Genomic DNA, 23,047 nt, shown 5'->3' on the forward strand with positions numbered 1-23,047 from the left:
GGTCGACACGCCCGCGATCTCCTTCCGAACGCCGTCCGGCAGGAGATTCGGCCGGAATCTCCTGCGGGACGCTCAGACTCGGCTGGTGACCGAGTCCCCAGCCAGCCGCTGCGACACCCACACCGGGATGATGGCGAGGATCGTCAGCACTGCCGCCACCACGTTCACGACGGGGGCCTGATTCGGCCGGAACAGGTTCTGGAAGATCCAGATCGGCAGCGTCTGCACCGCCGGCCCCGCGGTGAACGTCGTCACGACGATCTCGTCGAAGCTGAGCGCGAACGCCAGCAGCACGCCGGCCGCGAGCGCACCGCGGACCTGCGGCAGCGTCACCCAGAGGAACGTCTGCCAGCCGCGCGCGCCGAGGTCGCCCGAGGCCTCCTCCAGCGACGTCCCCATCCGCCGCAGCCGCGCCTGCACGTTGTTGTAGACGATGACGATGCAGAACGTGGCGTGGCCGATGATCACCGTCGCCATCCCGAGCGTCACGCCGACCGGGCCGAGCACGGTCGTGAACGTCGACGCGAGCGCGATACCGGTGACGATGCCCGGGAGGGTGATCGGCAGCACGACGAGGAAGTTGATGCTCTGCCGGCCGAAGAACCGGAACCGCTGCACCGCGAACGCCGCCATCGTCCCGAGCACCAGCGCGATCGCCGAGGCGCAGAGCCCGGCGATGACGGAGGTCGCCAGCGCGTCGGCCGCGCCACGTGACTGGAACGCGTCCACCCACCACTGCAGCGTGAAGCCGGGCGGCGGGAACGAGAACGTCCGCGAGCTGTTGAACGAGTTCAGCACGATCAGCAGCAGAGGCACGTACAGGATCACCAGGCCGAGCAGCATGCAGACGCCGACGACGATCCGCGCGGGGGTCGAGAGCAGTTTCACACGTTCTCCAATGCGCCGGTGCGGCGGACCGCGAGCAGATAGAGCACGACCGCGACGAGCGGGATCACCGACAGCGCCGCCGCCAGCGGCTGGTTGTTCGCCGTCACCAGCTGCCCGTAGATCAGGTTCGCGAGCAGCTGCGTCTTCCCGCCCACGATGCCCACCGCGATGTAGTCGCCGAAGCTCAGCGCGAACGTGAAGATCGACCCCGCCACGATCGCGGGGAAGACCAGCGGGAACGCCACCGTCCTGATCGTGCGCCAGGTCGACGCTCCCAGGTCGTAGCTGGCCTCGAACAGCGAGTCGGGCACGCGGTCGAACCCGGCATAGACGGGGATGATCATGTACGGCAGCCACAGGTACGCCAGCGTCATGATCGTCGCGGGGAGGCCGAAGCCGGGCGTCCAGCCGCCGGTCGCGACCGCGATCGGCCCGCCCGGCTCGACCAGGATGCGCCAGGCGTACGCCTTGACGAGGTAACTGGCCCACAGCGGCGTCGTCACCGCCACGAGGTACGCCGCACGCCGGCTCGGCCGGGCCACCTTCGCGATGTACAGGGCGATCGGGAAGGCGACCACGGCGTCGATGAGCGTCACCCCCAGCGCCACGAGCAGGGTCCGCAGCGCCACCGTCCCGTAGAGCGGGTCGGTGAACAGCGTCGCGTAGTTGTCGAGCGTGAAGGTGGGGACGACCGCGCCCGTGAACCCGTTCACCGTCCAGAAGGAGGAGACCAGGAGGACGGCGATCGAGCCCAGGTAGATGACGACGAGCCAGAGCAGGGGAGGCCCGAGCAGCAGGCTCAGGCGCGCCCTCATCCCCGCACTCCCGTCAGCCCTTGATCTGCTGCCACTTGGTCACCCACTCGCTGTAGGCGGTGCAGTTCGTGCCGCTGCCGTCGACGCACTTCGTCTGCGGCGTGGTCCAGTAGTGGATCTTGGACGCGTAGCCCGCGTCGAGCGCGTGGTACTGCGTGCAGAACGTCGGGTCCTGGGTCTTCTCGCAGGCCTTGGTCTGCGCCGGCGCCTCGCCGAACCACTCGGCGACCTGTGCGTTCACCGTCGGGGAGGTGATCCAGTTCATCCACTGGTACATGCAGTTCGGGTGCTTCGCCTTGGACGAGATCATCCAGGTGTCGGACCAGCCGGTGGAACCCTCGCTCGGGACCGTCGTGCCGACCTGCACCTTGCCGTCGCTCTGGATGAGGTTCGCGATGACCTGCCACGACGTGCCGACCACGCTGCTGCCGGACTCGAACGACTGGACGGACTTGGTGTAGTCCGACCAGTACTCGCCGATGGAGGTCTTCTGCTTCTTCAGCAGCGAGACCGCCGCGTCGAGCTGCTTCTCGGTGAGCGAGTACGGGTCCTTGATCCCGAGCGACGGGTCGTGCGCCTTCAGGTAGAGCGCGGCGTCCGCGATGTAGATCGGGGAGTCGTAGGCGGTGACCTTGCCGGCGTACTTGGAGGCGTCGTCGAAGACGGCCGACCAGGAGTCCGGCGCCGGGGTGACGGCGGCCTTGTTGTACATCAGCACGTTGGCGCCCCAGCCGTGCGGGATGCCGTACATCTGGCCGTCGACCGAGTTCCAGGCCTTGTTCTTGAGGAAGCTGGAGATGGTCGTGTAGTTCGGCACCAGCTTGGTGTTGACCGGCGCGACCTGGCCGCCGTAGACCAGGCGGAGGGTGGCGTCGCCGGAGGCCGAGACGCCGTCGTAGTCGCCGGTGCGCATGAGCTGCACCATCTCGTCGGACGTGCCCGCGACCTTGGCGTTGACCTGGCAGCCGGTGTTCTGCTGGAACGGCGTCACCCAGTTGACCTTCGGGTCGTTGGTGCCGTCCTCGGCGTAGCCGGCCCAGACGATGAGGTTGAGCTGGTTCTCGTTGGCCCCGAGCTTCTTCGCCATCGGGACGTTCGGCACCGAGCCGGCCGAGCCGCCGGTGGAGCCGCCGCCGGAACAGGCGGCGAGCACCAGGAGGGCGGCGGAGACGGCCGCTGCTGCGGCCGCCGAGCGCGCCACGCGCTTCGTTGCACGGATCATGAGTCCTGCCTCTCTTCTACACCTCTGCTGCGAGGTACATCTGCTGCCGGGAGCCGGTCGTCGGGCGCCTCGTCGTGCGCCTCATCCTGCGCGCCGCCGCCGAGTCTCCGGAGATCGTCGTCGTTCCAGGTCACGTGCACGCGCGAGCCGCGGTCGAGCTCGGCGCGGTGCGTGCGGTCGTTGCTCTCCAGCACCGAGATCCGGAGGCCCGCGTCGAGGTCCACCACGCGGCGGATGCTGTTGCCCGCGTAGACCGACTCGACCAGCGTCCCGGCCGCGGACGGCGTGCCGGAGCCGTCCGGGAGTGTGTGCAGTTCGAGCTTTTCCGGCCGGATGGAGTACTCGCCGTCGAGGCCGAGGATGCTGCGGGCGCGCTCCCGGTCGAACAGGTTCGAGGTGCCGACGAAGTCCGCGACGAACCGCGAGTTCGGGTGCTCGTAGAGCTCCCGTGGCGTCCCGAGCTGCTCGATCCGACCGTTGTTGAAGACGGCGATCCGGTCGGAGAGGGTGAGGGCCTCGTCCTGGTCGTGGGTGACGAAGACGAACGCGATCCCCAGCTCGTGCTGGAGCTGCTTGAGCTCCACCTGCATCTGCTGGCGCAGCTTGAGGTCGAGGGCTCCGAGCGGCTCGTCGAGCAGCAGCGCCTTCGGCTGCACCACCGTCGCGCGGGCCAGCGCCACGCGCTGCCGCTGACCGCCGGAGAGCTGAGCGGGCTTGCGGTCGGCGAAGCCGGTCAGCTGCACGGAGTCGAGCGCCTCCATCGCCCGTCTGCGTCGCTCGGTCCGGCCGACGCCGCGCACCCGGAGCCCGTAGGCGACATTGTCGAGCACGTTCATGTGCGGGAAGAGCGCGTAGTCCTGGAAGACGGTGTTGACCTCGCGGGCGGCCGCGGGCTTGCCGGTCACGTCCTGGCCGAACAGCTCGATCGTGCCGGAGGTCGGCTGCTCGAAGCCGGCGATGCAGCGCAGCACGGTTGTCTTGCCGGAACCGGAGGGGCCGAGCATCGAGAAGAACTCGCCGGCGGCGATCTCCAGGTCGAGGCCGTCGACGGCGGCGACCGTCCCGAATCGTTTGGTCAGTCCGGTCAGCCTGATGGCGGGCTGCTCGCTCACATCCAGTCTCCTTCGACGGTGGGGCGTCGCAATCATATGCGATCAGATGTTGGCGGGACTACGGTTTCCGCAGCAAGAATTGGTTACGGCTGCTGATTCCGGCCGTCCGGGAGGTCTTCTTCGGTCCGAATCTTCAGTGCGCGACCCTCGGTGCCACCGCTACCCTGTCGACATGGAGGGGCCTGACGCTCCGGGCGGGTCCATCGCTGCGGTGGACGCGGCCAACTTCGCCCTCGAGGGCGCGCAGCCCAACGTGGTCGCGCTGGCGGGGCTGCTGGCTCCGGGGGGATTCGTCGACGAACGCGGCGTGCCGGACGTCGAGCGGCTCCGGCGGGTGCTCGCCGATCGGGTACGGGCGGCGCCCGCGCTGTGCCGGCGACCGGTCCCGGCCGGCTCGACGTGGCGCTGGGAGCCTGCGCTTCCGGAGTTGGGCCGGCACGTCCGCCTTTGGCAGGCTGACGCGGAGCGCCCGGACGCCGGTTCCGCCCCTCCGCCGTTCGAGCAGGTCTGCGCGCGGACGCTGATGACCCCGCTTCCGCTGGACCGGCCGTTGTGGGAGCTGCTTCTGGTGCCCGGTGCGGTGGGGATGCCGTGCGGGGTCCTGTTCCGGCTGCACCATGCTCTCGCGGATGGACTGGAGGCGGAGGCGCTGGTCGCCGCGCTGTGCGATGGCGATGGCGAGCCCGAGGCCGGCGGCTTCGGCAGCGAGACCGCCGACGCGCGCCGGCTCGCGCCCGCTCCGCCGGCCGACCGCAGGTCCGCGCTCGCGCGGCTCCGCGAGGCGGGCGCGCAGACCGTCGCGGTGTTCCGCCGCACCGTGCGCTCCCGCGTGCTCCTGGGGCCTCTCGGCCCGACGCGCGACGTTGCGTTCCTGGACGTCGGTCTCGCCGACCTGCACGACGGCGCGAAGCATGCGGGCGGCACGGTCGGGGACGCATTCCTCACCGCGTTCGGTCAGGGCCTGCGCGCTGTGCTGGAGGCCGCGCACGAGACGCTTCCCGAGACGCTGCCGGTGTCCTCGCCGGTGCGTCTCCCGCGGCGCGCGGGCGAGGGGAACGCGACCGGAGTCATGCTCGTGCACGTCCCCGTGGCCGATGCCGACGCGGCCGCCGGAGTCGCGCGCGTGGCTGCGGAGACGCGATCGGAGAAGGCCCGCGCCCGCGCGGCGGGCACCTTCGCGTGGATGGCGAGCCCCCGGTCCGCCGCGCTGCTGATGCGTTTCGCGCGGACGCAGCGCGCGGTCGCGGCCATCGCCTCCGAGTTCCCCGGCCCGTCGCGCACGCTGCGGCTCGACGGCTCGGAGCTGGTGAGCGCCTGGCCGTTGTCGCTGCTCTCGGCGAACGTGCGGGTCGGCGCTGTGGGGGCCTCGTACGCCGGTCGCTTCCGCGTCAGCGTGCAGACCGACGCCGAGCACGTCGCGCCGGCGCGGCTCGTGGCGGACGCGATGGCCACCGCGTTCGAGGCGATCGCGCGTCGCTGACCCGTCAGCCGTCGGCGAACGGGAGGCCCCGCCTCCCCGCGCGGGGCGCACACTCGTCTCATGACGGATGCGGACGCGCTGGACGCCTACTCGACGGCGGTGGTGCACGTCGCGCGCGTCGTCGGGCCGGCCGTCGCCGCCGTCACCGCGCGGACCGCCCGCGGCGTGGGCCTCGGCAGCGCCACCGTCATCTCCGCCGAGGGCCACCTCCTGACCAGCGCGCACGTCGTGGAGGGGGCGGGGAGCGTCGACCTCGCGTTCGAGGACGGCACCCGGGTCCGCGCCCGCGTCATCGGCCGCGACCCGCTCTCGGACCTCGCGATGCTGCTCGCGGATGCGCCCGTCCCCGCGCCGGTCGAGCTGGGCGACGCCGCCAAGCTCCAGGTGGGCCAGCTCGTCGTCGCCGTCGGCAACCCGCTGGGCCTCGCCGGCAGCGTGACGGCCGGCATCGTCTCCGCGCTCGGGAGGTCGCTGCCGACCCGGTCCGGCCGGGTGGTGGACGAGGTCATCCAGACCGACGCGGCGCTCAACCCGGGCAACAGCGGCGGAGCGCTCGCGGACGGCAACGCCCGCATGATCGGCGTGAACACCGCCGTCGCCGGGACCGGCCTGGGCCTGGCTGTCCCGATCAACGCCACCAGCCGGCAGATCATGGACACGCTGATGCGCGAGGGCCGCGTCCGCCGCGGCTGGCTGGGCATCGCGGGGGCGGAGATCACACTCAGCCCGGAGATCGCCCGCAAGGCCGGCGCGCGCACGGGCATCCAGGTGATGTCGGTCGTGCCGGACAGCCCGGCCGACCTCGCCGGCGTCCGAGCGGGCGACGTGCTCATCTCACTCGACCGCATGCGCATCCACGCGGTCGCCGACCTCCAGCGGCTGATGATCGCCAGCACCATCGGGCGTCGCCTGGAGCTGACCGTGTGGCGGAACGGCGCCCTCGTCGACGCCGTCGTCGAGCCCACCGAGCTCACCGACGCGTAATCGCCCGCGCTATTCGGCTCGAATCGCAGCGGGTCAGCTTCGCGCGGCGGCGCCCTTCGGCAGCCGCACGATGACCTCCGCGCCCCCGCCCTCCCGATCGGTCGCGTTCACGCGCCCGCGATGCCGGTCCACGACCGCCGCGACCAGTGCCAGCCCGAGCCCGTAGTGCCGCTCGCGTCCCGCCGCGCCGCCCTCCGCCCGCGCCGTGGCGAAGCGGTCGAAGGCGCGGTCCTGGAGGTCGTCGCCGAAGCCGGGGCCGTCATCGGAGACGGTGAGCACGACATCGTCGCGGTCGGTCGCGACGTCGACCTGGACCCGCGAGGCCGCGTGGTCGAGGGCGTTGTCGACGAGGGCGACGATCATCCGGCGCAGCGACACCGGTGCGCCGGTGATCACGGCTCCGGGTGTGGCATGGGAGGTCAGCTCGATGTCGCGCTCGTGCGCGCGCCCCTCGGCCGAACGGGCGACGACCGCGGCGAGCTCGCCGATGTCGACGCGCTCCGGCTCCGCGTTCTGGCGCGGGTCCGCCGCGGTGAGGAGGTCTTCGACGATCTCGGTCAGCGCCCGGCTGTCGTCCACGATCTCGTCCAGCCCCGAGCGCACGTCGTCGTCGGCGGAAGCGTCGCCGCCGCCGCGGGAGAGCCGGCGCCGCAGGAGCTGGGCGCGCGTGCTCAGCAGCGTCAGCGGCGTGCGGAGCTCGTGGCCCGCGTCCGCGACGAACCGCCGCTGCAGCGCGAGGGCCTCCGACATGGGGCGCATCGACCGGCGCGCCAGCAGCAGCCCGACCAGCGCCGCCGCCACCGTCGCGATGACGCCCGAGATGATGAGCGCCGTCAGCAGGCGGCCCATCTCCTCCTGCTGCTCGGCCAGGCCGTAGGAGATCTGCACCACCTTGCCGCGCCGCACGTCGGTCTGGGTGAGGTAGCTCTTGCCGTCCGCCGCCACGACGGTCTCGGTGATCGTTCCGCCGTTCCGGGCGACGTCCTGCAGCGCCCGCTCGTCGGGGAGGCCGTCCGGCATGTTCGGGGAGACGTCCCTGCCCTGCGGGAGGACGACGGTGACCAGGAGGTCGTGCGGCGCGTCGTGCACGGAGTCGACCTGCGACGCGTCCGCGAGCGCCCGCTTGGCGGCCTCCGTCTGGCCGGTGGACACCACGACGTACACGACGCCGGCGAGCACGATGAAGAGGGCGAGGATGATCCCGGCGAACTGCAGGGCGAGCCGCGCCGACGCCGTGCGCAGCTCGCGGAGGTCGGCCCTCATCCGACCCCGCCCAGCCGGTAGCCGACGCCGCGCACGGTCTCGATGAGCGTGCGGCCGAACTTCTTGCGGAGGTGGTGCACGTAGGTGTCGACCACGCCGGGGTCGTCCGCGTCGGCGAACACCTCGTCCAGCAGCACGGCCCGCGAGAACACCTGCTCCGGACGGCGCGCCAGCAGTTCGAGGAGACCGGCCTCCCGGTCGGAGAGCACGGTGCGCTCGCCGTTGCCGAGCGTGACCGTCCGGCTGCCGACGTCGAGCTGGCCGCCGGGAAAGCGCACGGTCGGCACCTCCGACGACGCCCGGCGGATCAGGGCGCGCACCCGGGCGAGCAGTTCGTCGATGTCGAACGGCTTGGCCAAGTAGTCCTCCGCGCCCGCGTTCAGGCCGTCGACCCGGTCGGGGGCGGTGCCGAGGGCCGAGAGGATGAGGATGGGCGTCGTCACGCCGTTGCTCCGGAGCCCGCGCAGCACGCCGAGACCGTCGACCGCGGGGAGGCCGCGGTCGAGCACCATGGCGTCGAACTGCTCGGTGAGTCCCCGGTGCAGCGCACGCTGGCCGTCGCGGGCGAGCTCGACGTCGTAGCCGTCGGAGACGAGCAGCGTCTCCAGCATCCCGGCGAGACGGCTGTCGTCCTCGGCGACCAGGACCCGGCGGCGCTCAGTCATGTCGGCAGTATAGGAGTCGGCGCCCGAGAGCCCCTCGCCGCTCATCGCGGCTGCCCCGCTCCCGCGAAGGCCAGTTCGCCCAGCCCGAGCAGCCGGCCGGCCGCGTCGACCGCGAGCACGCCGCGTGCGCCGTTGCCGAGGGCCCAGCGGATCCCGTCCTCCCCGAGCGCGAACACCGCCGTCGCCAGGAGGTCGGCGGTGGTCAGGTCGGCGGCGACGACGGTCGCGCTCCGCAGCCCGGTCGCGGCGCCGTCCGTTCGGCCGTCGACGATGTGCGCGCCCCTCTCGTAGGCGCCGGAGGTCGCCACGCCACCGCCCCGCACCTCCAGCACGGCGAGCATCTCCGTCGGGCTGTCGGGGGACCGGACGCCCACGTTCCACGGCCGGCCCTCGCCGGGGCTGCCGGAGACGGCGACGTCCCCGCCGGCGTTGAGGCAGAAGTCCCGCAGACCGCTCGCGGTGAGCGAGCGCGCCGCGCGGTCGGCCGCCCAGCCCTTGACCACGCCGTCGAGGTCCCAGGTTCCGTCCGGCCGCCGGATACGGAACGCGCCGCCGGAGGCTTCCGCCATCGCCGAGCCGAGCCCGACGACCTCCGCGAAGTCCTCGCTCGCCCCGGACGCGTCGCCGCCGCGGGCGTTCACCCGGCTGAGCTCGCTGTCCGGCCGGTAGGCGGAGAACCGCGCGTCGGCGTCCCGCAGCACCCGGAAGGCGCGCTCGGCCGCCGCTGCCGCGACGGTCTCGGCGGCCTCCCGGATGTCGATGGACATCGGGATGCCCATGACGGTCTCGAGGAACCTCATCGCTGGTCGATGGCCGACTGCAGCGACTGGATGTAGCCCTCCGAGGTGTAGGTCGCGCCCGAGATGGTGTCGATCTTCGCCGACTGGGAGGCCATCGCCTCCTGCTGCAGCATCGGGATGGCCTGCGAGTTGATCTCCTGGTCGCGGCCGCTCTCGGTCGGGTACTGGATGGCGTCGACGGCGGTGATCTTGGTGCCCTCGAAGGTGACCTTCACCTGCACCGGCCCGTAGCGGGTGTCGACGGCGGTGCCGGTGACGGTCTTCGTGGCGGGAGCGGGTGCGGCCGCCGCGGGGGCCGAGGCGGACGGCGTTGCGGCTGGGGCGCTGGCGGTCGGGGTCGGCGCGGCGGCCGGCGGCGTGGTGGTGGCGTGCGCCGACGACAGCGCGCTGGTCTGCTCGCCCACGCCGTACAGCTTGAGGCCGACGGTCGCGCCCATCACCACGAGGATGATGGTGAAGAGGACGGTCCCGCGCCACGACTTGGTGTTCATGATGTCCGTCCGTTCACGACATGCTCAGTTCTTCTCGGTGGATGAAACGCTTGGGCATCCGCAGCTCGCGCAGCGAGGACACCACCTGCTCGGCCATGCCCTCCGGCCCGCAGATGAACGCCTCCCAGTTGTGGAGGTCGGGGATGATGCGGACGAGCGAGCCCGGGCCGAGCGGGTCGTAGCCGAGCTCCGCGCGCCGGCCGACGAGGGGGATGACCGTGACGCCCTCCATCGCCTGCAGCTCGCCGAGCAGCGCGAGCTGCTCCGGCGCGCTGACCCGGTAGAGGACGACCGGACGGCCGCCGCGATAGACCAGCTCCTCCGCGAGGGCCCGGATCGGCCCGATGCCCGCGCCGCCCGCGATCAGGAGCAGCTTGCCGCGGCTCGCGCGGTCGGCGGTGAAGTGCCCGAACGGCCCCTCGGCGAACACCATCGTCCCGGGCTTCAGCGCGGTCAGCCGGCTGGAGTGGTCGCCGAGGGTCCCGACGGTGATGCGCAGCCGCCCGTTTGCCGGCACCGCCGACACCGAGTACGGGTGCGCCGTGCCGAGGTGGCCCCAGGCGAAGAAGCGGAACAGCAGGAAATTGCCCGCGCGGACGCCCAGCTTGTCGACGTTCGGCCCTTCGAGCCAGACGCTGTTGAGGCCGTGGCCTTCCGGAACCACCGCGACGACGCGCATCCGGCCCTTCCAGGCGTCCATGGTCGGGAGGATGAAGCGCCAGGTCAGCACAGCCGAGGCCGTCCCGAGGTAGAGCAGGATCCAGAGCACCCGGTTCACCGGGTAGCCGACGAAGTGGAGGCCGGCGCTGAGCTGGTGGAGGAACGTCAGGAAGATCGCCGCATAGGTGGTGAGGTGCAGCCAGTACCAGACCTCGTAGGACAGCTTGGTCCGGATGAGCCGCGCGCTGGAGAGACCGACCGCGAGGAAGGCGATGGTCCCGATGAGCGCGGGGAGCATGTCCGGGTACGAGCGGTACACGGTCCAGAACTCGTCCCACGGCGTGCTCTTGTCGATCACCTCGCTGCCCAGCACGATGAAGACCACGTGCGTGACGACGAGGAAGATCACCGAGGCGCCGAGCGACCGGTGCCAGGACACCAGCTTGTCGAGCCCAACCGCGTTCTCGAACCAGGGCACCCGGGCGATCAGCAGCACCTGGTAGCAGACCAGCAGCGCGCCGACCAGGCCGCTCAACTCGCCGATCGAAGTGAGCGCGTTGGCGGGTGTGGAGGCGAAGTTCGCGGGGACGCTGAACCACCACATCCCGAGCACGGCGATGACGCTGGCGCCGAGCAGGATGCGCACGGTCAGCGCACCGCGCCGGTGCCGGGTCGCGGCGCCGCGGCGCGCCCGGGGGCGGCGCGGGGGTGCCGTCGTCGCGGCCCAGGACTCTGTCATACCGCCAACGATGCTGGACGAATCTTTGTGGATTCTTACGTCGGCTGAGAACGGGCTAGGGATCGGCTATGGAGTGGGCGGCGCGCCGCGGCGGAGGACGCACGCCGCCGAAGCGCAGGATGCGGCTACGGTTTCCGCATGAGCTTCGCCGTGCTCGCGCTCGTGGTGGCCGTCGGACTGCTCGGCCCGCTCGCGGCCGCGCGTTCGATCTGGCGTGTGCCGGTCGTGGTGGGCGAGCTGGTGGGCGGCCTCCTGATCGGCGTCTCGGGGTTCCACCTGGTCGACCCGACGAACGACGACTTCCAGCTTCTCGCCTCCATCGGCTTCGGGCTGACGATGGTGGTCGTCGGCTCGCACGTGCCGGTGCGCGATCCGGTCGTCCGGGCGGCGCTCGCCCGCGGCGCGCTCGGCGCCGGCCTGGTCGGGGCGGCCTCGGCCGTGCTGGCGGCACTGCTCGCCGCGGTGGCGCACTCCGGCAACGGCCTGCTCTACGGCGTGCTGCTGGCCTCGTCGTCGGCGGCGCTGGTGCTGCCGATGCTGCAGTCCGTGAACGTGGACAAGCGGTCGGCGGCGCAGCTCGTCGCGCAGATCGCCGTCGCCGACATCGTCTGCGTCGTCCTCCTGCCGCTGGTGGTCCAGCCGGGGAGGGCGTTGACCGCCGGGCTCGGGGCGCTGGTCATCGCCGCGCTCGCCGTCGGGCTCTGGGTCGCGCTGACCCGCTGGGTCCGCTCCGACCACCGCCAAGCTCTGCACGCCTACTCGGAGCGCCGCCGGTTCGCACTCGAACTGCGGCTGAGCCTGCTGGTGCTGTTCGTGTTCGGCGCCATCGCCCAGTTCGCGCAGCTCTCGATCATGATCGCCGGGTTCGCGCTCGGGCTCGTGCTGTCGGCCGTCGGCGAGCCGCACCGGCTCGCGCGGCAGCTCTTCGGGATGACGGAGGGCTTCTTCGGTCCGCTCTTCTTCGTGTGGCTGGGCGCCTCCCTGGATCTGCGGGAGCTCGTCGCGCACCCGGCGATGATCCTGCTCGGCGTCGCGCTCGGCCTGGGGGCGGTGCTGGCGCACCTGGCCTCGCGGCTCGCCGGGCTGCCCTGGGCGCAGGCGGTCGCCTCGGCCGGCCAGCTCGGGGTGCCGGTCGCGGCCGTCACGCTCGGCCTCCAGACGCACACGCTGGCTCCGGGAGAGGGAGGGGCGATCCTGCTCGGCGCGCTCATCAGCCTGGCGACCTCGGCGGTGTCGGTGGCCGCGGTCGCGCGGCGGGCGGGAGGCGCGGTGCGGGCTACGCCAGCGTCATGAAGAGCTTCTCGAGCTCGGCGACGGTCATCGGGTCGGTGGTGTCGTCGGGGTCGTTCAGGCACTTCTCCATCGCGGTGGCGATGATCTGGAAGCCGGCCTTGTCGAGCGCGCTGGAGACTGCGGCGAGCTGGATGACGACGTCGCGGCACTTCTCGCCGTTCTCGACGGCGGCGATCACCGCGTTCAACTGACCCTGCGCGCGACGCAGGCGGTTCAGCACGGGCTTGATGTCGGCGGGGGTGCGCTCCACGGTCAGCTCCGTCCGAAGAGGCGGCCGAGGAAGCCGGCGCCGGTCGCGGCCGTGGACTGCTCGGCGTGGCCGTCGCACCACTGCGCGGCCGGGACGTTACGGCGCACGTCGGCGACGTGCTGGCCGCAGCCGTTCCAGGTGGTCTTGCCGCAGGTCGAGCAGGTGACGGGATAACACATAGGGGTCCTTACTGTGCATTCGCTCTTGGGGGGATTCGGGATACCCCTGGAGGTATAGTACGATACCGGCGGGGGTATACGCAATCGGCCCCCGCACCCGCACGGAAGCACGGAAGAAGGACCATCCAGTGAGAACGATCATCGTCGGCGGCGTCGCCGGAGGCATGTCGGCCGCGACCCGGCTGCGCCGGCTGGACGAGTCGCGAGACATCGTCGTCTTCGAGCGCGGCCCGTACGTCTCGTACGCGAACTGTGGCCTCCCGTACTACGTCGGCGGCGTGATCCGCGACCGGTCGGCGCTGCTGCTGCAGACCCCGCAGTCGCTGGCGTCCCGATTCCGGCTGGATGTCCGCACCGGTCACGAGGTGCTCGGCGTCGACGCGGCCCTGCGCACCGTCACCGTGCTCGACCTCGCGAGCGGCGAGACCTCGGTGGAGAGCTACGACGAGCTGATCCTCGCGGTCGGCGCCTCCGCGCGGGAGGCGGCGGGACACCCCGGCATCCCGACGCACACCCTGCGCACGGTGGAGGACGTGGACGCGATCGGCCGGCTGGTGGACGCCGCGGCCGACAACCCGTCCGCGCTGGTGGTCGGCGGCGGCTTCATCGGGCTGGAGGCCGTGGAGAACCTGGTGCGGCGCGGCATCCACGTCACGCTCGTCCAGCGCGGCCCGCACCTCCTGAGCCCGCTCGACCCGGAGATGGTGGCGCCGCTGGAGGCCCAGCTCCGCAGCCACGGCGTGGACGTGCGCACCGCGGTCACCATCGACCGCGTGGAGGGCGCCGTCGTCGTCCTCGGCGACGGCAGCGCCCTGCGTCCCGACTTCATCGTCGACGCGTCCGGCGTGGTGCCGAGCGTGGACCTGGCGCGCACCGCCGGGCTGGCCCTCGGCCCGACCGGCGGGATCGCCGTCGACGCCCGCAACCGCACCAGCGACCCGCACATCTACGCCGTCGGCGACGGCGTCGAGAAGGTCGACGCGGTGTCCGGCGAGGACGTGCTGGTCACGATGGCCGGGCTGGCCAACCGGCACGGCCGCTCGGTCGCCGACGTGATCGCCGGCCACGACGAGAGCAACACCCCCGCGCTCGGCACCGCCATCGTGAAGGTGTTCGACACGGTCGCCGCGAAGGTCGGCTGGAGCGAGCGGCAGCTCGTGTCCGCCGGGCGCGAGCACCGCGTCATCCACACCCACCCGGCCTCGCACGCGACGTACTACCCTGGCGCGCAGCCGATGTCGATGAAGCTGCTGGTCGACCCGGCCACCGACGCGATCCTCGGTGCGCAGATCGTCGGCGGGGAGGGCGTGGACAAGCGGATCGACGTCATCGCCGTGGCCATGGCGGGCGGCATCACCGCCTCCGGGCTCGCGCGCCTCGAGCTGGCGTACGCGCCGCAGTTCGGCTCGGCGAAGGACCCGGTGAACCAGCTCGGCTACGTGGCGGACAACCTGCGCACCGGCGCGACCCGCGCGATCCAGTGGCACGAGCTGGACGCCGCGATCGAGGCGGACGCGACCCTCGTGGACGTCCGCACCGCGGGCGAGCACGCGGCCGGCGCGATCCCCGGTGCGGTCAACATCCCCGTCGACGACCTCCGCGACCGGCTCGCCGAACTGCCCTCCGGGCCCGTCGTCGTGCACTGCCAGGTGGGGCAGCGCGGCCACACAGCAGCCCGCATCCTCGCCCAGCACGGCTTCGACGTCGTCAACCTCGACGGCGGCTACCGGACCTGGGTCGCGGGCGCGGCGACGCGGGAGCGGGAGACGGTCGCGGCCTAGGGCAACCGATAGCCGATCGTCAGGTTCTGCCCATGTGACGTAAGAATCCGTCAAGAATTCGCCGGGATGGTGGAGGCATGGCGACTTGGACACGAGGCAAGCGGATCGTCGGTGTGCTCACCGGCGTGATCGGTGTGACGAGCGTCGGCGCAGCCGGAGCCGTGGGCGTGGTGCTGTTCGACTCCACGCACACCCGGCACGCGGCTGCTGCTGCGCAAGCGGTGCACACCCCGGCGGCCACGCCGACCGCGACGCCCACCCCGACCGCCACGCCGACGCCGACCGCGGCCCCGGCCGCTCCGGCCGCTCCGGCTCCCGCTCCGGCCCCGGCCGCACCCGCTCCGGCCCCCGCCGCACCGGCCCCCGCGCCCGCTCCTCCGGCCCCCGCCCCGGCCCCGGTCCAGCCGAGCCAGGGCGGCTCCTCCAGCGGCACCTCGTCAGGCTCCTGATGCGCAGGCCGACCGAGGGGAGCGACGATGAGTGAGCTGCTGTGGGCCTTCGGCCGGGCGTCCGGCCTCATCGCGCTGCTGCTGTTCACGCTGACGCTGGTGCTCGGCATCGTCACGCGCTCCGGGCGTCCGCTGCCCGGGATGCCGCGGTTCTCGGTGTCGCTGATCCACCGCAACGTGTCGCTGCTCGCCTGCGTCTTCCTCGTGCTGCACGTCGGGACGCTGCTGTTCGACTCGTACGCCAAGCTCTCGCTGCTCGACATCGTGGTGCCGTTCGCGGGGTCGTTCAAGCCGTTCTGGCAGGGCCTCGGGACGGTCGCCTTCGACCTGGTCGTGGCGATCACCATCACCGGCCTGCTCCGCCGGCGGATCGGTCAGCGCGCCTTCCGCTTCGTGCACTGGTTCACCTACGCGATGTGGCCGATCGCCGTGCTGCACGGCATCGGCAACGGCACGAACGGCACCAGCGGATGGTTCCTGCTGATCACCGCCGGCTGCACCCTCCTCGTCGCCGTGGCCGTGATCTGGCGGCTGTCTGCCCGGTTCGTGGAGCATTCCCACACGCGGCGCCTCGCCGCCGGGCTCCCCTCCTCACGAAAGCGGGACGACGCATGACGATGACGATGGAACCGACCACGCCGGGAGGCACGATGCGCGCGGTGGACGCCGGCCGGCTCTTCGCCGCCGGGCACAGGGCGACCCTCGACGCGCACCTCCGTGCCCACGGCGAGCTGCCCAAGCGGAACCCCGACGCGATGCTCGCCGAGCTGGAAGCCTCCGGGCTCACCGGGCGCGGGGGAGCGGCCTTCCCGGTCTGGCGCAAGCTGTCCGCCGCCCTCGAGACGGGTGGACGTCGCCGCGGCCGGGCGCCGATCCTCATCGCGAACGGCACGGAGGGCGAGCCGCTGAGCTCCAAGGACGCCGTGCTGCTGCGCAACGCCCCCCACCTCGTGATCGACGGCATGATCACCGCCGCGAAGACGATCGGCGCGCGCAACGTGCTCATCGTGGCCGAGGGCGACGCCCTCCGGGCCATCGAGCGCGCGATCGGCGAGCGACAGGACGCCCGTGGCATCGAGGTCGTGGAGGGCGCGGGCGGCTTCGTCTCCGGTGAGGCCAGCGCGCTGGTCAACCTCATCGAGAACGACGACGCGCGCCCCGTGGACCGCACGAAGCGCCTGACGACCGCGGGCCTCCGCGGGCGGCCGACCGTCGTGCAGAACGTCGAGACCCTCGCGCACCTCGCCCTGATCGCCCGCCACGGCGCACGCTGGTTCCGTTCGGTGGGCGATCCGGTCGACCCCGGCACCCGGCTCGTGACGGTCACCGGCGACGTGCCGAAGCAGGGCGTCTACGAGATCCGCACCGACGCCACGGTGCGCGAGACCCTAGCGGCGCTGGGGCTCGACTTCGGGACGGTTTCCGCGGCGCTGGTCGGCGGCTATCACGGGGCCTGGGTGCCGGCGCACGCGTTCGACCTCCCGCTGACCGCCCTCGACCTCGCGCCGTTCGACGCGTCGCCGGGCGCGGGAATCATCCACGTGCTCGGCGATCACCGCTGCGCGCTCGACGTCACCGCCGGGATCGTGAAGTACCTCGCCGGGCAGTCGGCCGGCCAGTGCGGTCCGTGCATGTTCGGCCTGCCGACGATGGCCGACCGGTTCGCGGCCGTCGCCTCCGGCCAGGCCGTCGCCGAGAACGCGGCCGACCTCGCCCGGCTCGCCGGCCTGGTCGTCGGCCGCGGCTCGTGCCACCACCCCGACGGAACGGCGCGCCTCGTGCGCAGCGCGCTCACGGTCTTCGACCACGACGTGCGCTCGCACGCCCACGGCCGGTGCGTCCGGAGGGCACGATGACCTCCCACGCCCTCCACATCGACTGGACGAAGTGCGACGGCCGAGGTCTCTGCACCGAGATCCTCGACCGTGCCCTCACGCGGGACGACTGGGGCTACCCGGTCTCGCTGCGCGGTGAAGAGGGCTTCCGGTCCGATGTGCCGCTACGGGCGGACGAGCTCGACGCCGCGGACGACGCCCTGGCGCTCTGCCCGGTGCTCGCGCTCACGCGGGTCGCCCGGTAGTAGTCCCGCCAGATGACCCGTTGCAGCGGGATCCAGCGCGGGATCGTGCGCAGCCCCGGGATGAACGGCAGCAGGGCGAGCAGCAGCGTCAGAACGCCCATGATCCCCACGATGACCAGATCGGCGTTGGCGAGCGACGCGAACGGCGGGACCTGGTAGAAGAGCGAGAACAGCCACAGCCAGGCCTGGCCCGGGGTGTTGCCGGTCTCGTTCATCATCCCCCACTGGTCCCCGGTGAGGTGCTGCGCCGCCGCGAGGTTCTGGAAGTACTGGCCGTCGCCGAGGAACAGGATCGCCCGCGTGTGGTTCAGCGGGTAGAAGCCGCCCTGGCTCGTCAGCGCGCCGTCGAGCGCGCCGCTGCGCGCCATCCCGCTGAGCGATGAGATGATCGCGGGCACCGGGCCGTAGTCGGAGGAGGGCTTCGGCAGCGTGGTGCCCTTGTCGGCGGCCAGCGCCTTCTCGTAGGCGGCCGTCCACTTGGCCTGCTGCGCGGGCGTGGCGCTCGTCCAGCGCGCCACCGCCGAGGGCACGGACGGCAGCGTGCGCAGCGGCCCGATCACGAAGGCCTTCGCCGTGTCGATCGGGAGGCGCACGCCCGACAGGCTCTGCAGGTCGAGCGGCCCGAGGGTCTGCGTCGCGCCCTGCGTGTCGTTGTAGGGCGGCCCGTACTGGGCGGTGTCGCTCGTCCCGCCGAGCTCGGCCGTGGCGGTCGACGCGAAGTCGACGGGGTCGGCCGCCGACCAGGAGGCGAAGGTGACACCCGGTTCGTCCGGGGACCCGAACACCGCGGCGAGCACGAGAGTCACGGCTCCGACGACGACGAAGCCGATGGTGACCTCCTTGACGAGGTCGTAGTCGCGGACGCGCCCGTGCCAGGGCCGGCCGGCGACGTCGTCGTGGCGTCGCCAGGTCATGCTCGGTGTGCGCTTCATCGCGGCCCCTCCGATTCGTTGCCGGCCGATTCGTTGACGGCCGATTCGTTGCCGGCCGATTCGTTGCCGGCCGATTCGTTGCCGACCGATTCGTTGTAGGGGTGCACGACCTGGTCGTCCGTCTCGGTCGCGTCGATCGGCGGCACGACGCCGTGCACCCGCACCAGGAGGACGTGCAGCACCACGATCGCCCCCACGCCGATCGGCAGCAGCACGATGTGCCAGGTGAGCATCTGACCGAGGTCGGCGACGTCGAACCAGGCGCCGATCCCGACGGCGTTGAGGGCGTCCTTGCCCTCGAAGGCGATCCACTGCGAGTCGAAGTTCGTCTGCAGCAGGTAGCCGGTGAACGCCGCCGCGATCGACACGGCGAAGGCGATCACGCCCGTGATCCAGGTGAGCACCCGGCCGCCGCGCCACGCGGCCATCCAGTACTTGCCCCACAGGTGCACGACCATCAGCAGGAAGAACAGCTCGACGCTCCACAGGTGGACGCTGTTCGTGAAGTGGCCGAGGCGGGAGACGTGGTACCAGGCGGGCCCGTTGAGGCTGAGCACGAGGCCGGAGAGGATCACCACGGCGAGGGCGGCGAGGGACGCCATCCCGAACACGTAGATCCAGGAGGAGACGTAGCTCGGCTGATCCTGCGGCAGCAGCTTCTGCGGAGGGAGCCGCTTCAGGAGCCAGCGGCGGATGCGGCCGGTCCAGGTGTAGATCTCCTCGTCCTGGCCGCTGGTCGGTGGCTCGGCGGCCGGCCCGGCAGCCTGGGCGGGCGGTCGCTCCTGCGTGCTCATCGCCGCCGCCTCGCCTTCGGGAACGGCAGCAGCAGCGCCAGCGCGAACAGCACGAGCATGACCACGATGACGATGAGATTTCCGAGCTGGATGGTGAACGACCCCCAGCCGAGGTAGATGCCCGGCGCGCTTGCGACGATGTCCACGGTGCCTCCTTCGGTCGAGACCAGCGTGATCCTCGTGTGGAGCGCCGGGCGGGCCGAAGGTCCCGCGGCTGCGGCGTCGTGCCGACGCTCAGGTCTCCTGTGTGTGACCCTCCTGCTCGGGCTCGCCGGTGACCTCCAGGATCGCGACCTCCTCGAGCTCCTCCGGGCCGTGCCGGCGGTCGACGCCGAACAGGTAGACCGCGTCCAGGACACCGAGCGTGTTGGTGAGCAGCAGCGTCACGAACCACGGCTTGCTGCCGTTCCGGGCGGCGCGCCAGAGCGAGGCGCCCTTCCAGGCGAGGCCCCAGGCGATGACCGCGACGACGAGGACGCGGCCCGCGGGCGGCACATCGTGCATCCCCATCCGGGATGCTTCGTAGTGGTTTCTCATGGGGTCATCAGACCGCGGGCGACCGCGGAACGGCAAGGGTCGAAGGTCCTGGCCGGCGGCGCGCGGGCGCGGCAGGCTCGACCTCAGGCACACTCGAGGGGAGTGGTGACGATGGCGATGGACGGGCGCACGGTGGTGGGCTTCGACGCGTCGCCCTCGGCGTGGCGGGCGCTCGACTGGGCGACCGACCGGGTCGCCGAGCGCGGGGGCGCGCTGGAGGTGGTGCACGCGATCGACACGCGCGTGGGCGGCGCGGTCTTCGGTCCGCGGTTCGACCTGGAGACCACCGTAGAGCTCGGGCTCCAGCAAGCGCGGAACCATGTCCGCGCCCTCGCCCCGCGCATCAACATCGAGGTCCGCTGGGTGGAGGGGCCGCCGGCGAGCGCGCTGCTCAGGGAGGCCGCAGGCGCCGCCCTCCTCGTGGTGGGGACCGACAAGGGTCCGCTGCAGGCCGGGGCGCGGATCGGCACCCTCCCGCTGAAGCTCGCGGCGAAGGCCGACTGCGTCGTCGCCGTGATCCCCGCGTCACCGCGTCCCGAACGGAACGTGGTGGTGGTCGGCGTCGACCGCTCCGCCTTCGCGCGCTCCGCGCTGGCGCTCGCCGTGACCGAGGCGAGCTGGTCGGGGGCGCAGGTCGAGGCGGTGCACGCCTGGGACGTTCCGGAGGCCCTGCACGCCGCCCTCGACTCCGGCGAGCACGCCGACCCCGCCTTTCTGAAGCGCGAGCAGGCGGTGATCCCGGCGGCGGTCGCCGACGTCCCGATCGCCCGGGCGGCGTCGATCGCCGACGTCGTGGTGCGCGCGAATCCGGCGGAGGCGCTCATCGAGCGCGGCGTGGGAGCCGTCGCCATCGTGGTCGGGACGCGCGGCCGCGGCCGGTTCGCGTCCTCCCTCCTCGGCTCGGTGAGCCACGACGTGCTGCTGAACCTGCCGTGCCCGGTGCTGGTCACGCCGAAGGAGTTCTCCTTCGTCGTGCCCCACGGGCCGGACGACGGCGACGAGTGGTGACGGACGAGTGGTGACGGACGAGTGGTGACGTGAGACCGCCGGGCGACGCGCGCCCGGCGGTCGATGACCTCAGCCGTTGCAGGCTGCAGGCTTCCAGAGGACGGCGTGGTTGTCCTCGTTCGGGTTGGAGGCGAAACCGGTGACGGTGTTGTCCGGCGCGATCGCGGTGCCGATCCCGTCCTCATCGCCTCCGAGGAAGACGCCGAGCCGAGTGAGCGCGCCGGTGGGCGACCACCGCGCGGCCACGGGGAGCACGGCGTCGGCGGGTTGAACGTACCCGGCCATGTAACCGCGGTCGTTGATGTCGACGACCGTCGTCCCCGCTCCGAGTGCGCCCAGCGCGTGGATGCCGCCGAACCGGTCCCACATCACCGCGTGGAGCGGACCGCCGGCGACGACGTTCGAGGCACCGATGATCGTCCCGGCGTCATTGACGCCGACCGCCGAGCTCCGGTCGCCCCCGGGCAGCGTCCCGAGGCTCCGCACGTGCCCGTGGGCGTCCCACCGGACGGCGCGCGTCAGGCCGCCGCCGATCGTGGCAGTGCCGACCGCGACCCCGGGCCGGTTGATCGCGTCGGCCACGCTGCTGACGCTTCCCGGGATCGCGTCGAGGCGGAGGGCCCGGCCGAAGATATCCCAGCGCAGCGCCACTCCTGTCGTTTTGGACGACCCGACGACCGAGCTGCCGACGACGACGCCGACGTCGTTCAGTGCGACGGGAACGCTGCCCGCCGTTCCCGGGAGGTCGGCCAGCCTGGTCGCGCCGCCCAGCGCGTTCCAGCGGAGGCCGACCGTACGGGTGGCGGAGTCGGCGCGCCCGATGAACAGCGCGGTCTCGCTGACCTGCGTTGCGCTGCTGGAGGTTGTGCCTGCGGGTACGGGGAGCCGGTGGATCCTGCCGAACGGGTCCCAGAACACGGCACGCGACGGCGTCGTCCCCGTCGTGGTACCAGCGTTCGAGTCGCCCGCGACGAATCCGACGGCGTCGATGGATCGGGCGGTGCTGGCGTTACCGCCCGGCAAGGTTCCCAGATCGGTCACGCGGCCGGACGGACTCCAGCGCGCCGCCCGGAAGAACTGCGGCTGCTGGTTCGCGGTCGAGACGCCGACGCTCACGTCGAAGGCGTTGATGTCGCGAGCCTCGCTCATGGTCCCACCCGGGAGGGTCCCGAGGTCGAAGGGCGGGCGGCCGGTCGCCGTGACCGCAGCACTGCGGGCGGTCGCCGGAGCGGCCCCAGCGGGAGCGGCGCCGAAGGCCGTGATCGCGCAGGTCGCGACCGCGAGTACGCCGATCGCCGTCGCCGAGAGCCGCAGGGCTCTCCGCTGTCGATTGTTCATGATCTCTCTCTTCTCTTCTGCAGTTCCCGCGCTCGCTACTGCCGGGGCGGCTCGCCCGCCAGGAGCGGCTGAGCATCCTGCGGGGCCGTCGTCTCGGGCGGCGCCGCCGGGCTCCTGGGGCCGCCGACCCGCCAGGGCCGCTGCCGGTACAGCTCCAGCAGTTCGGCGCCGAGCCCGAAGAAGACCATCGCCAGCCACACCAGGATGTTGAGCACCGGGATCTGCAGCCCCACGATCAGGATCAGTCCGCCCACGAACGACTGCAGGACCGGATGCGGGGAGCTGCGGAGCACCACCCTCCCGAGGTAGTGCGCGCCGACCAGGAACGTCGCCAGCGTCAGCACGATCAAGATCAGCAGGCCGGCGAGCGCGAGCGGTGCGCCCACGATCGTCACGAGCAGGAACAGCAGCCCGATGGGCACGACGATCGCGGCGACGAAGCCCACCAGCAGCGCGCGCCACGGCGACGGCAGCAGCCGGTCGGTGACGCGGACGAGCATGCGGGGGACGAGCAGCCCGGCGGCGACGGTGAGGAGGCTGAGCGCGACCAGCGCGTACATCAGCCCCACGAACCAGCCCAGCACCGCGGCCCACGGCGAGATCTGCGGCGCGGAGGCCTGCTGCGTCTGGACGTGCTGCACGGTCCCGGCGACCGCGCCGTCCGCGATGTGCGCCGTCGTCGTGCTGGCGTAGGTCACGTCGCCCCCGACGGTCCCGTCGATCCGGAGGTCGGTGACGCTGACCAGCAGATCCCTGCCCACGTCGCCCGCGACGCGGATCGTCGACGCGGTCGCGACGACGTCGTTCTGCACGGACCCGCGGGCGTCGACCAGGAGGTCGGACGCGAAGATCGTGCCGCTGCGCGCGACGTGGCCGGTGATCGTGACGTCCTGCCCGGCGAGCCGGACGTTGCCGTCGACGCGGCCGCTGATCGTGATGGTCTGCGCCGCGGCGATCACGTCCCCGGTGACGTCGCCGCTCACGGTGACGCTCTGCCCGGCGGCGTACACGTCGCCGTTGACCGGCCCGGACACGTCGACGGCGACGCCGCTGTAGAAGTGCGGCCCGGCGCCGCCCGGGGTCTGCGCCGGCGGTGCGGCCGCCGAAGCGCTCAGCGTGACGGCGAGGAAGCCGGCCAGCGCCGCCGCAGCGGCGAGCCGGAGAAAGTGCGTGGTTCGAATGTTCATGTCGGAGATCCCCCTCGGCAGCGCATCGTGCGCCACCGCATCAGGATCGGGCGATCGGGCCGCCAGCCATAGGGCACAAGGTCCCGGCCGATTAAAGGTA

At 72.2% G+C, this 23,047-nt stretch carries 25 protein-coding genes; 9 read left to right on the plus strand and 16 right to left on the minus strand.

Annotated elements, in window-relative coordinates:
• Positions 1-72 precede the first annotated feature (72 nt).
• The 4 genes from ABIA36_RS09620 to ABIA36_RS09635 are packed head-to-tail and all read right to left on the minus strand — an operon-like array spanning position 73 to position 4,073.
• Entirely contained in the window at positions 73-888 is an 816-nt protein-coding gene (locus tag ABIA36_RS09620) for an ABC transporter permease (RefSeq protein WP_369962151.1), read from the minus strand.
• A complete protein-coding gene (locus tag ABIA36_RS09625) occupies positions 885-1,703 on the minus strand; it encodes an ABC transporter permease (RefSeq protein WP_369962152.1) in 819 nt (272 codons plus the stop codon). Before ABIA36_RS09625 ends, ABIA36_RS09620 begins: the two co-directional genes overlap by 4 nt.
• Positions 1,704-1,716: 13 nt before the next feature.
• Entirely contained in the window at positions 1,717-2,925 is a 1,209-nt protein-coding gene (locus ABIA36_RS09630) for an ABC transporter substrate-binding protein (protein ID WP_369962153.1), read from the minus strand.
• A complete protein-coding gene (locus ABIA36_RS09635) occupies positions 2,922-4,073 on the minus strand; it encodes an ABC transporter ATP-binding protein (protein ID WP_369962154.1) in 1,152 nt (383 codons plus the stop codon). The genes ABIA36_RS09630 and ABIA36_RS09635 overlap by 4 nt, the downstream gene beginning before the upstream one ends.
• A gap of 136 nt (positions 4,074-4,209) precedes the next feature.
• On the opposite strand from ABIA36_RS09635, the gene ABIA36_RS09640 reads away from it, so the two are divergent.
• Positions 4,210-5,517: a wax ester/triacylglycerol synthase domain-containing protein gene (locus ABIA36_RS09640; RefSeq protein ID WP_369962155.1), complete on the plus strand. Its 1,308-nt coding sequence runs from the start codon at positions 4,210-4,212 to the stop codon at positions 5,515-5,517.
• Between the two features lie 60 nt (positions 5,518-5,577).
• The gene (locus ABIA36_RS09645) at positions 5,578-6,501 is read left to right on the plus strand and encodes a S1C family serine protease (RefSeq protein ID WP_369962156.1); all 924 of its coding nucleotides are present in this window, start codon (positions 5,578-5,580) and stop codon (positions 6,499-6,501) included.
• Between the two features lie 33 nt (positions 6,502-6,534).
• Here the strand turns inward: ABIA36_RS09645 and ABIA36_RS09650 are convergent, their stop codons facing one another.
• Genes ABIA36_RS09650 through ABIA36_RS09670 form a run of 5 tightly spaced genes read right to left on the minus strand, consistent with a single transcriptional unit; the run spans position 6,535 to position 11,119 of the window.
• Positions 6,535-7,764: a sensor histidine kinase gene (locus tag ABIA36_RS09650; protein ID WP_369962157.1), complete on the minus strand. Its 1,230-nt coding sequence runs from the start codon at positions 7,762-7,764 to the stop codon at positions 6,535-6,537.
• The gene (locus ABIA36_RS09655) at positions 7,761-8,429 is read right to left on the minus strand and encodes a response regulator transcription factor (RefSeq protein ID WP_369962158.1); all 669 of its coding nucleotides are present in this window, start codon (positions 8,427-8,429) and stop codon (positions 7,761-7,763) included. Before ABIA36_RS09655 ends, ABIA36_RS09650 begins: the two co-directional genes overlap by 4 nt.
• Before the next feature lie 41 nt (positions 8,430-8,470).
• On the minus strand, positions 8,471-9,229 hold the full coding sequence (locus ABIA36_RS09660) for an FAD:protein FMN transferase (RefSeq protein WP_369962159.1): 759 nt from the start codon (positions 9,227-9,229) through the stop codon (positions 8,471-8,473).
• Positions 9,226-9,720 carry an FMN-binding protein gene (locus ABIA36_RS09665; protein WP_369962160.1) on the minus strand — a complete coding sequence of 165 codons (495 nt, stop codon included), beginning with the start codon at positions 9,718-9,720 and terminating at the stop codon, positions 9,226-9,228. The genes ABIA36_RS09660 and ABIA36_RS09665 overlap by 4 nt, the downstream gene beginning before the upstream one ends.
• A gap of 13 nt (positions 9,721-9,733) precedes the next feature.
• On the minus strand, positions 9,734-11,119 hold the full coding sequence (locus ABIA36_RS09670) for a ferric reductase-like transmembrane domain-containing protein (RefSeq protein WP_369962161.1): 1,386 nt from the start codon (positions 11,117-11,119) through the stop codon (positions 9,734-9,736).
• A 138-nt stretch (positions 11,120-11,257) separates the two neighbouring features.
• Here ABIA36_RS09670 and ABIA36_RS09675 point away from each other — a divergent pair, with 138 nt between their 5' ends.
• The gene (locus tag ABIA36_RS09675) at positions 11,258-12,412 is read left to right on the plus strand and encodes a cation:proton antiporter (protein WP_369962162.1); all 1,155 of its coding nucleotides are present in this window, start codon (positions 11,258-11,260) and stop codon (positions 12,410-12,412) included.
• Here ABIA36_RS09675 and ABIA36_RS09680 read toward each other — a convergent pair.
• Positions 12,396-12,662: a metal-sensitive transcriptional regulator gene (locus tag ABIA36_RS09680; RefSeq protein WP_369962163.1), complete on the minus strand. Its 267-nt coding sequence runs from the start codon at positions 12,660-12,662 to the stop codon at positions 12,396-12,398. The genes ABIA36_RS09675 and ABIA36_RS09680 overlap by 17 nt on opposite strands.
• A gap of 2 nt (positions 12,663-12,664) precedes the next feature.
• Complete coding sequence (locus ABIA36_RS09685) at positions 12,665-12,841, minus strand: hypothetical protein (RefSeq protein WP_369962164.1); 177 nt, start codon at positions 12,839-12,841, stop codon at positions 12,665-12,667.
• A gap of 128 nt (positions 12,842-12,969) precedes the next feature.
• On the opposite strand from ABIA36_RS09685, the gene ABIA36_RS09690 reads away from it, so the two are divergent.
• The 5 genes from ABIA36_RS09690 to ABIA36_RS09710 all read left to right on the plus strand — a co-directional run bounded on the left by ABIA36_RS09690 (position 12,970) and on the right by ABIA36_RS09710 (position 17,151).
• A complete protein-coding gene (locus ABIA36_RS09690) occupies positions 12,970-14,622 on the plus strand; it encodes an FAD-dependent oxidoreductase (RefSeq protein WP_369962165.1) in 1,653 nt (550 codons plus the stop codon).
• Between the two features lie 77 nt (positions 14,623-14,699).
• Positions 14,700-15,071 carry a hypothetical protein gene (locus ABIA36_RS09695; RefSeq protein ID WP_369962166.1) on the plus strand — a complete coding sequence of 124 codons (372 nt, stop codon included), beginning with the start codon at positions 14,700-14,702 and terminating at the stop codon, positions 15,069-15,071.
• Positions 15,072-15,098: 27 nt separating this feature from the next.
• Positions 15,099-15,686, plus strand: coding sequence for a ferric reductase-like transmembrane domain-containing protein (locus tag ABIA36_RS09700; RefSeq protein WP_369962167.1), 588 nt, complete (start codon positions 15,099-15,101; stop codon positions 15,684-15,686).
• Between the two features lie 8 nt (positions 15,687-15,694).
• Positions 15,695-16,927, plus strand: a complete 1,233-nt coding sequence (locus ABIA36_RS09705; RefSeq protein WP_369962168.1) for an NADH-ubiquinone oxidoreductase-F iron-sulfur binding region domain-containing protein — start codon at positions 15,695-15,697, stop codon at positions 16,925-16,927.
• Positions 16,924-17,151: a ferredoxin gene (locus tag ABIA36_RS09710; RefSeq protein WP_369962169.1), complete on the plus strand. Its 228-nt coding sequence runs from the start codon at positions 16,924-16,926 to the stop codon at positions 17,149-17,151. The genes ABIA36_RS09705 and ABIA36_RS09710 overlap by 4 nt, the downstream gene beginning before the upstream one ends.
• Before the next feature lie 928 nt (positions 17,152-18,079).
• Here ABIA36_RS09710 and ABIA36_RS09715 read toward each other — a convergent pair.
• The 3 genes from ABIA36_RS09715 to ABIA36_RS09725 all read right to left on the minus strand — a co-directional run bounded on the left by ABIA36_RS09715 (position 18,080) and on the right by ABIA36_RS09725 (position 19,414).
• Positions 18,080-18,877, minus strand: coding sequence for a cytochrome b N-terminal domain-containing protein (locus ABIA36_RS09715; RefSeq protein WP_369962170.1), 798 nt, complete (start codon positions 18,875-18,877; stop codon positions 18,080-18,082).
• The gene (locus tag ABIA36_RS09720) at positions 18,874-19,023 is read right to left on the minus strand and encodes a hypothetical protein (protein ID WP_369962171.1); all 150 of its coding nucleotides are present in this window, start codon (positions 19,021-19,023) and stop codon (positions 18,874-18,876) included. Before ABIA36_RS09720 ends, ABIA36_RS09715 begins: the two co-directional genes overlap by 4 nt.
• 88 nt (positions 19,024-19,111) lie before the next feature.
• Positions 19,112-19,414, minus strand: coding sequence for a DUF5652 family protein (locus ABIA36_RS09725; protein ID WP_369962172.1), 303 nt, complete (start codon positions 19,412-19,414; stop codon positions 19,112-19,114).
• Positions 19,415-19,531: 117 nt separating this feature from the next.
• Here ABIA36_RS09725 and ABIA36_RS09730 point away from each other — a divergent pair, with 117 nt between their 5' ends.
• Complete coding sequence (locus ABIA36_RS09730; protein ID WP_369962173.1) at positions 19,532-20,422, plus strand: universal stress protein; 891 nt, start codon at positions 19,532-19,534, stop codon at positions 20,420-20,422.
• Positions 20,423-20,491: 69 nt separating this feature from the next.
• On the opposite strand, the gene ABIA36_RS09735 is transcribed toward ABIA36_RS09730, so the two are convergent.
• Together ABIA36_RS09735 and ABIA36_RS09740 are read right to left on the minus strand one after the other, a co-directional pair.
• Entirely contained in the window at positions 20,492-21,760 is a 1,269-nt protein-coding gene (locus ABIA36_RS09735; protein WP_369962174.1) for a hypothetical protein, read from the minus strand.
• 35 nt (positions 21,761-21,795) lie between these two features.
• Positions 21,796-22,947 (minus strand): hypothetical protein, encoded by a 1,152-nt coding sequence (locus ABIA36_RS09740; RefSeq protein ID WP_369962175.1) that lies wholly within the window; start codon positions 22,945-22,947, stop codon positions 21,796-21,798.
• Positions 22,948-23,047: the final 100 nt, after the last annotated feature.

Origin of the sequence: Leifsonia sp. EB34, from assembly GCF_041260585.1 — a bacterium.
Lineage (GTDB): Bacteria > Actinomycetota > Actinomycetes > Actinomycetales > Microbacteriaceae > Leifsonia.

Coding starts and splice junctions, on each gene's coding strand:
- ABIA36_RS09625 (WP_369962152.1), bottom strand. CDS start 1,703: ATGAGGGCGCGCCTGAGCCTGCTGCTCGGGCCTCCCCTGCTCTGGCTC.
- ABIA36_RS09630 (WP_369962153.1), bottom strand. CDS start 2,925: ATGATCCGTGCAACGAAGCGCGTGGCGCGCTCGGCGGCCGCAGCAGCG.
- ABIA36_RS09635 (WP_369962154.1), bottom strand. CDS start 4,073: ATGATTGCGACGCCCCACCGTCGAAGGAGACTGGATGTGAGCGAGCAG.
- ABIA36_RS09640 (WP_369962155.1), top strand. CDS start 4,210: ATGGAGGGGCCTGACGCTCCGGGCGGGTCCATCGCTGCGGTGGACGCG.
- ABIA36_RS09645 (WP_369962156.1), top strand. CDS start 5,578: ATGACGGATGCGGACGCGCTGGACGCCTACTCGACGGCGGTGGTGCAC.
- ABIA36_RS09650 (WP_369962157.1), bottom strand. CDS start 7,764: ATGAGGGCCGACCTCCGCGAGCTGCGCACGGCGTCGGCGCGGCTCGCC.
- ABIA36_RS09655 (WP_369962158.1), bottom strand. CDS start 8,429: ATGACTGAGCGCCGCCGGGTCCTGGTCGCCGAGGACGACAGCCGTCTC.
- ABIA36_RS09660 (WP_369962159.1), bottom strand. CDS start 9,229: ATGAGGTTCCTCGAGACCGTCATGGGCATCCCGATGTCCATCGACATC.
- ABIA36_RS09665 (WP_369962160.1), bottom strand. CDS start 9,720: ATGAACACCAAGTCGTGGCGCGGGACCGTCCTCTTCACCATCATCCTC.
- ABIA36_RS09670 (WP_369962161.1), bottom strand. CDS start 11,119: ATGACAGAGTCCTGGGCCGCGACGACGGCACCCCCGCGCCGCCCCCGG.
- ABIA36_RS09675 (WP_369962162.1), top strand. CDS start 11,258: ATGAGCTTCGCCGTGCTCGCGCTCGTGGTGGCCGTCGGACTGCTCGGC.
- ABIA36_RS09685 (WP_369962164.1), bottom strand. CDS start 12,841: ATGTGTTATCCCGTCACCTGCTCGACCTGCGGCAAGACCACCTGGAAC.
- ABIA36_RS09695 (WP_369962166.1), top strand. CDS start 14,700: ATGGCGACTTGGACACGAGGCAAGCGGATCGTCGGTGTGCTCACCGGC.
- ABIA36_RS09700 (WP_369962167.1), top strand. CDS start 15,099: ATGAGTGAGCTGCTGTGGGCCTTCGGCCGGGCGTCCGGCCTCATCGCG.
- ABIA36_RS09705 (WP_369962168.1), top strand. CDS start 15,695: ATGGAACCGACCACGCCGGGAGGCACGATGCGCGCGGTGGACGCCGGC.
- ABIA36_RS09710 (WP_369962169.1), top strand. CDS start 16,924: ATGACCTCCCACGCCCTCCACATCGACTGGACGAAGTGCGACGGCCGA.
- ABIA36_RS09715 (WP_369962170.1), bottom strand. CDS start 18,877: ATGAGCACGCAGGAGCGACCGCCCGCCCAGGCTGCCGGGCCGGCCGCC.
- ABIA36_RS09725 (WP_369962172.1), bottom strand. CDS start 19,414: ATGAGAAACCACTACGAAGCATCCCGGATGGGGATGCACGATGTGCCG.
- ABIA36_RS09730 (WP_369962173.1), top strand. CDS start 19,532: ATGGACGGGCGCACGGTGGTGGGCTTCGACGCGTCGCCCTCGGCGTGG.
- ABIA36_RS09735 (WP_369962174.1), bottom strand. CDS start 21,760: ATGAACAATCGACAGCGGAGAGCCCTGCGGCTCTCGGCGACGGCGATC.
- ABIA36_RS09740 (WP_369962175.1), bottom strand. CDS start 22,947: ATGAACATTCGAACCACGCACTTTCTCCGGCTCGCCGCTGCGGCGGCG.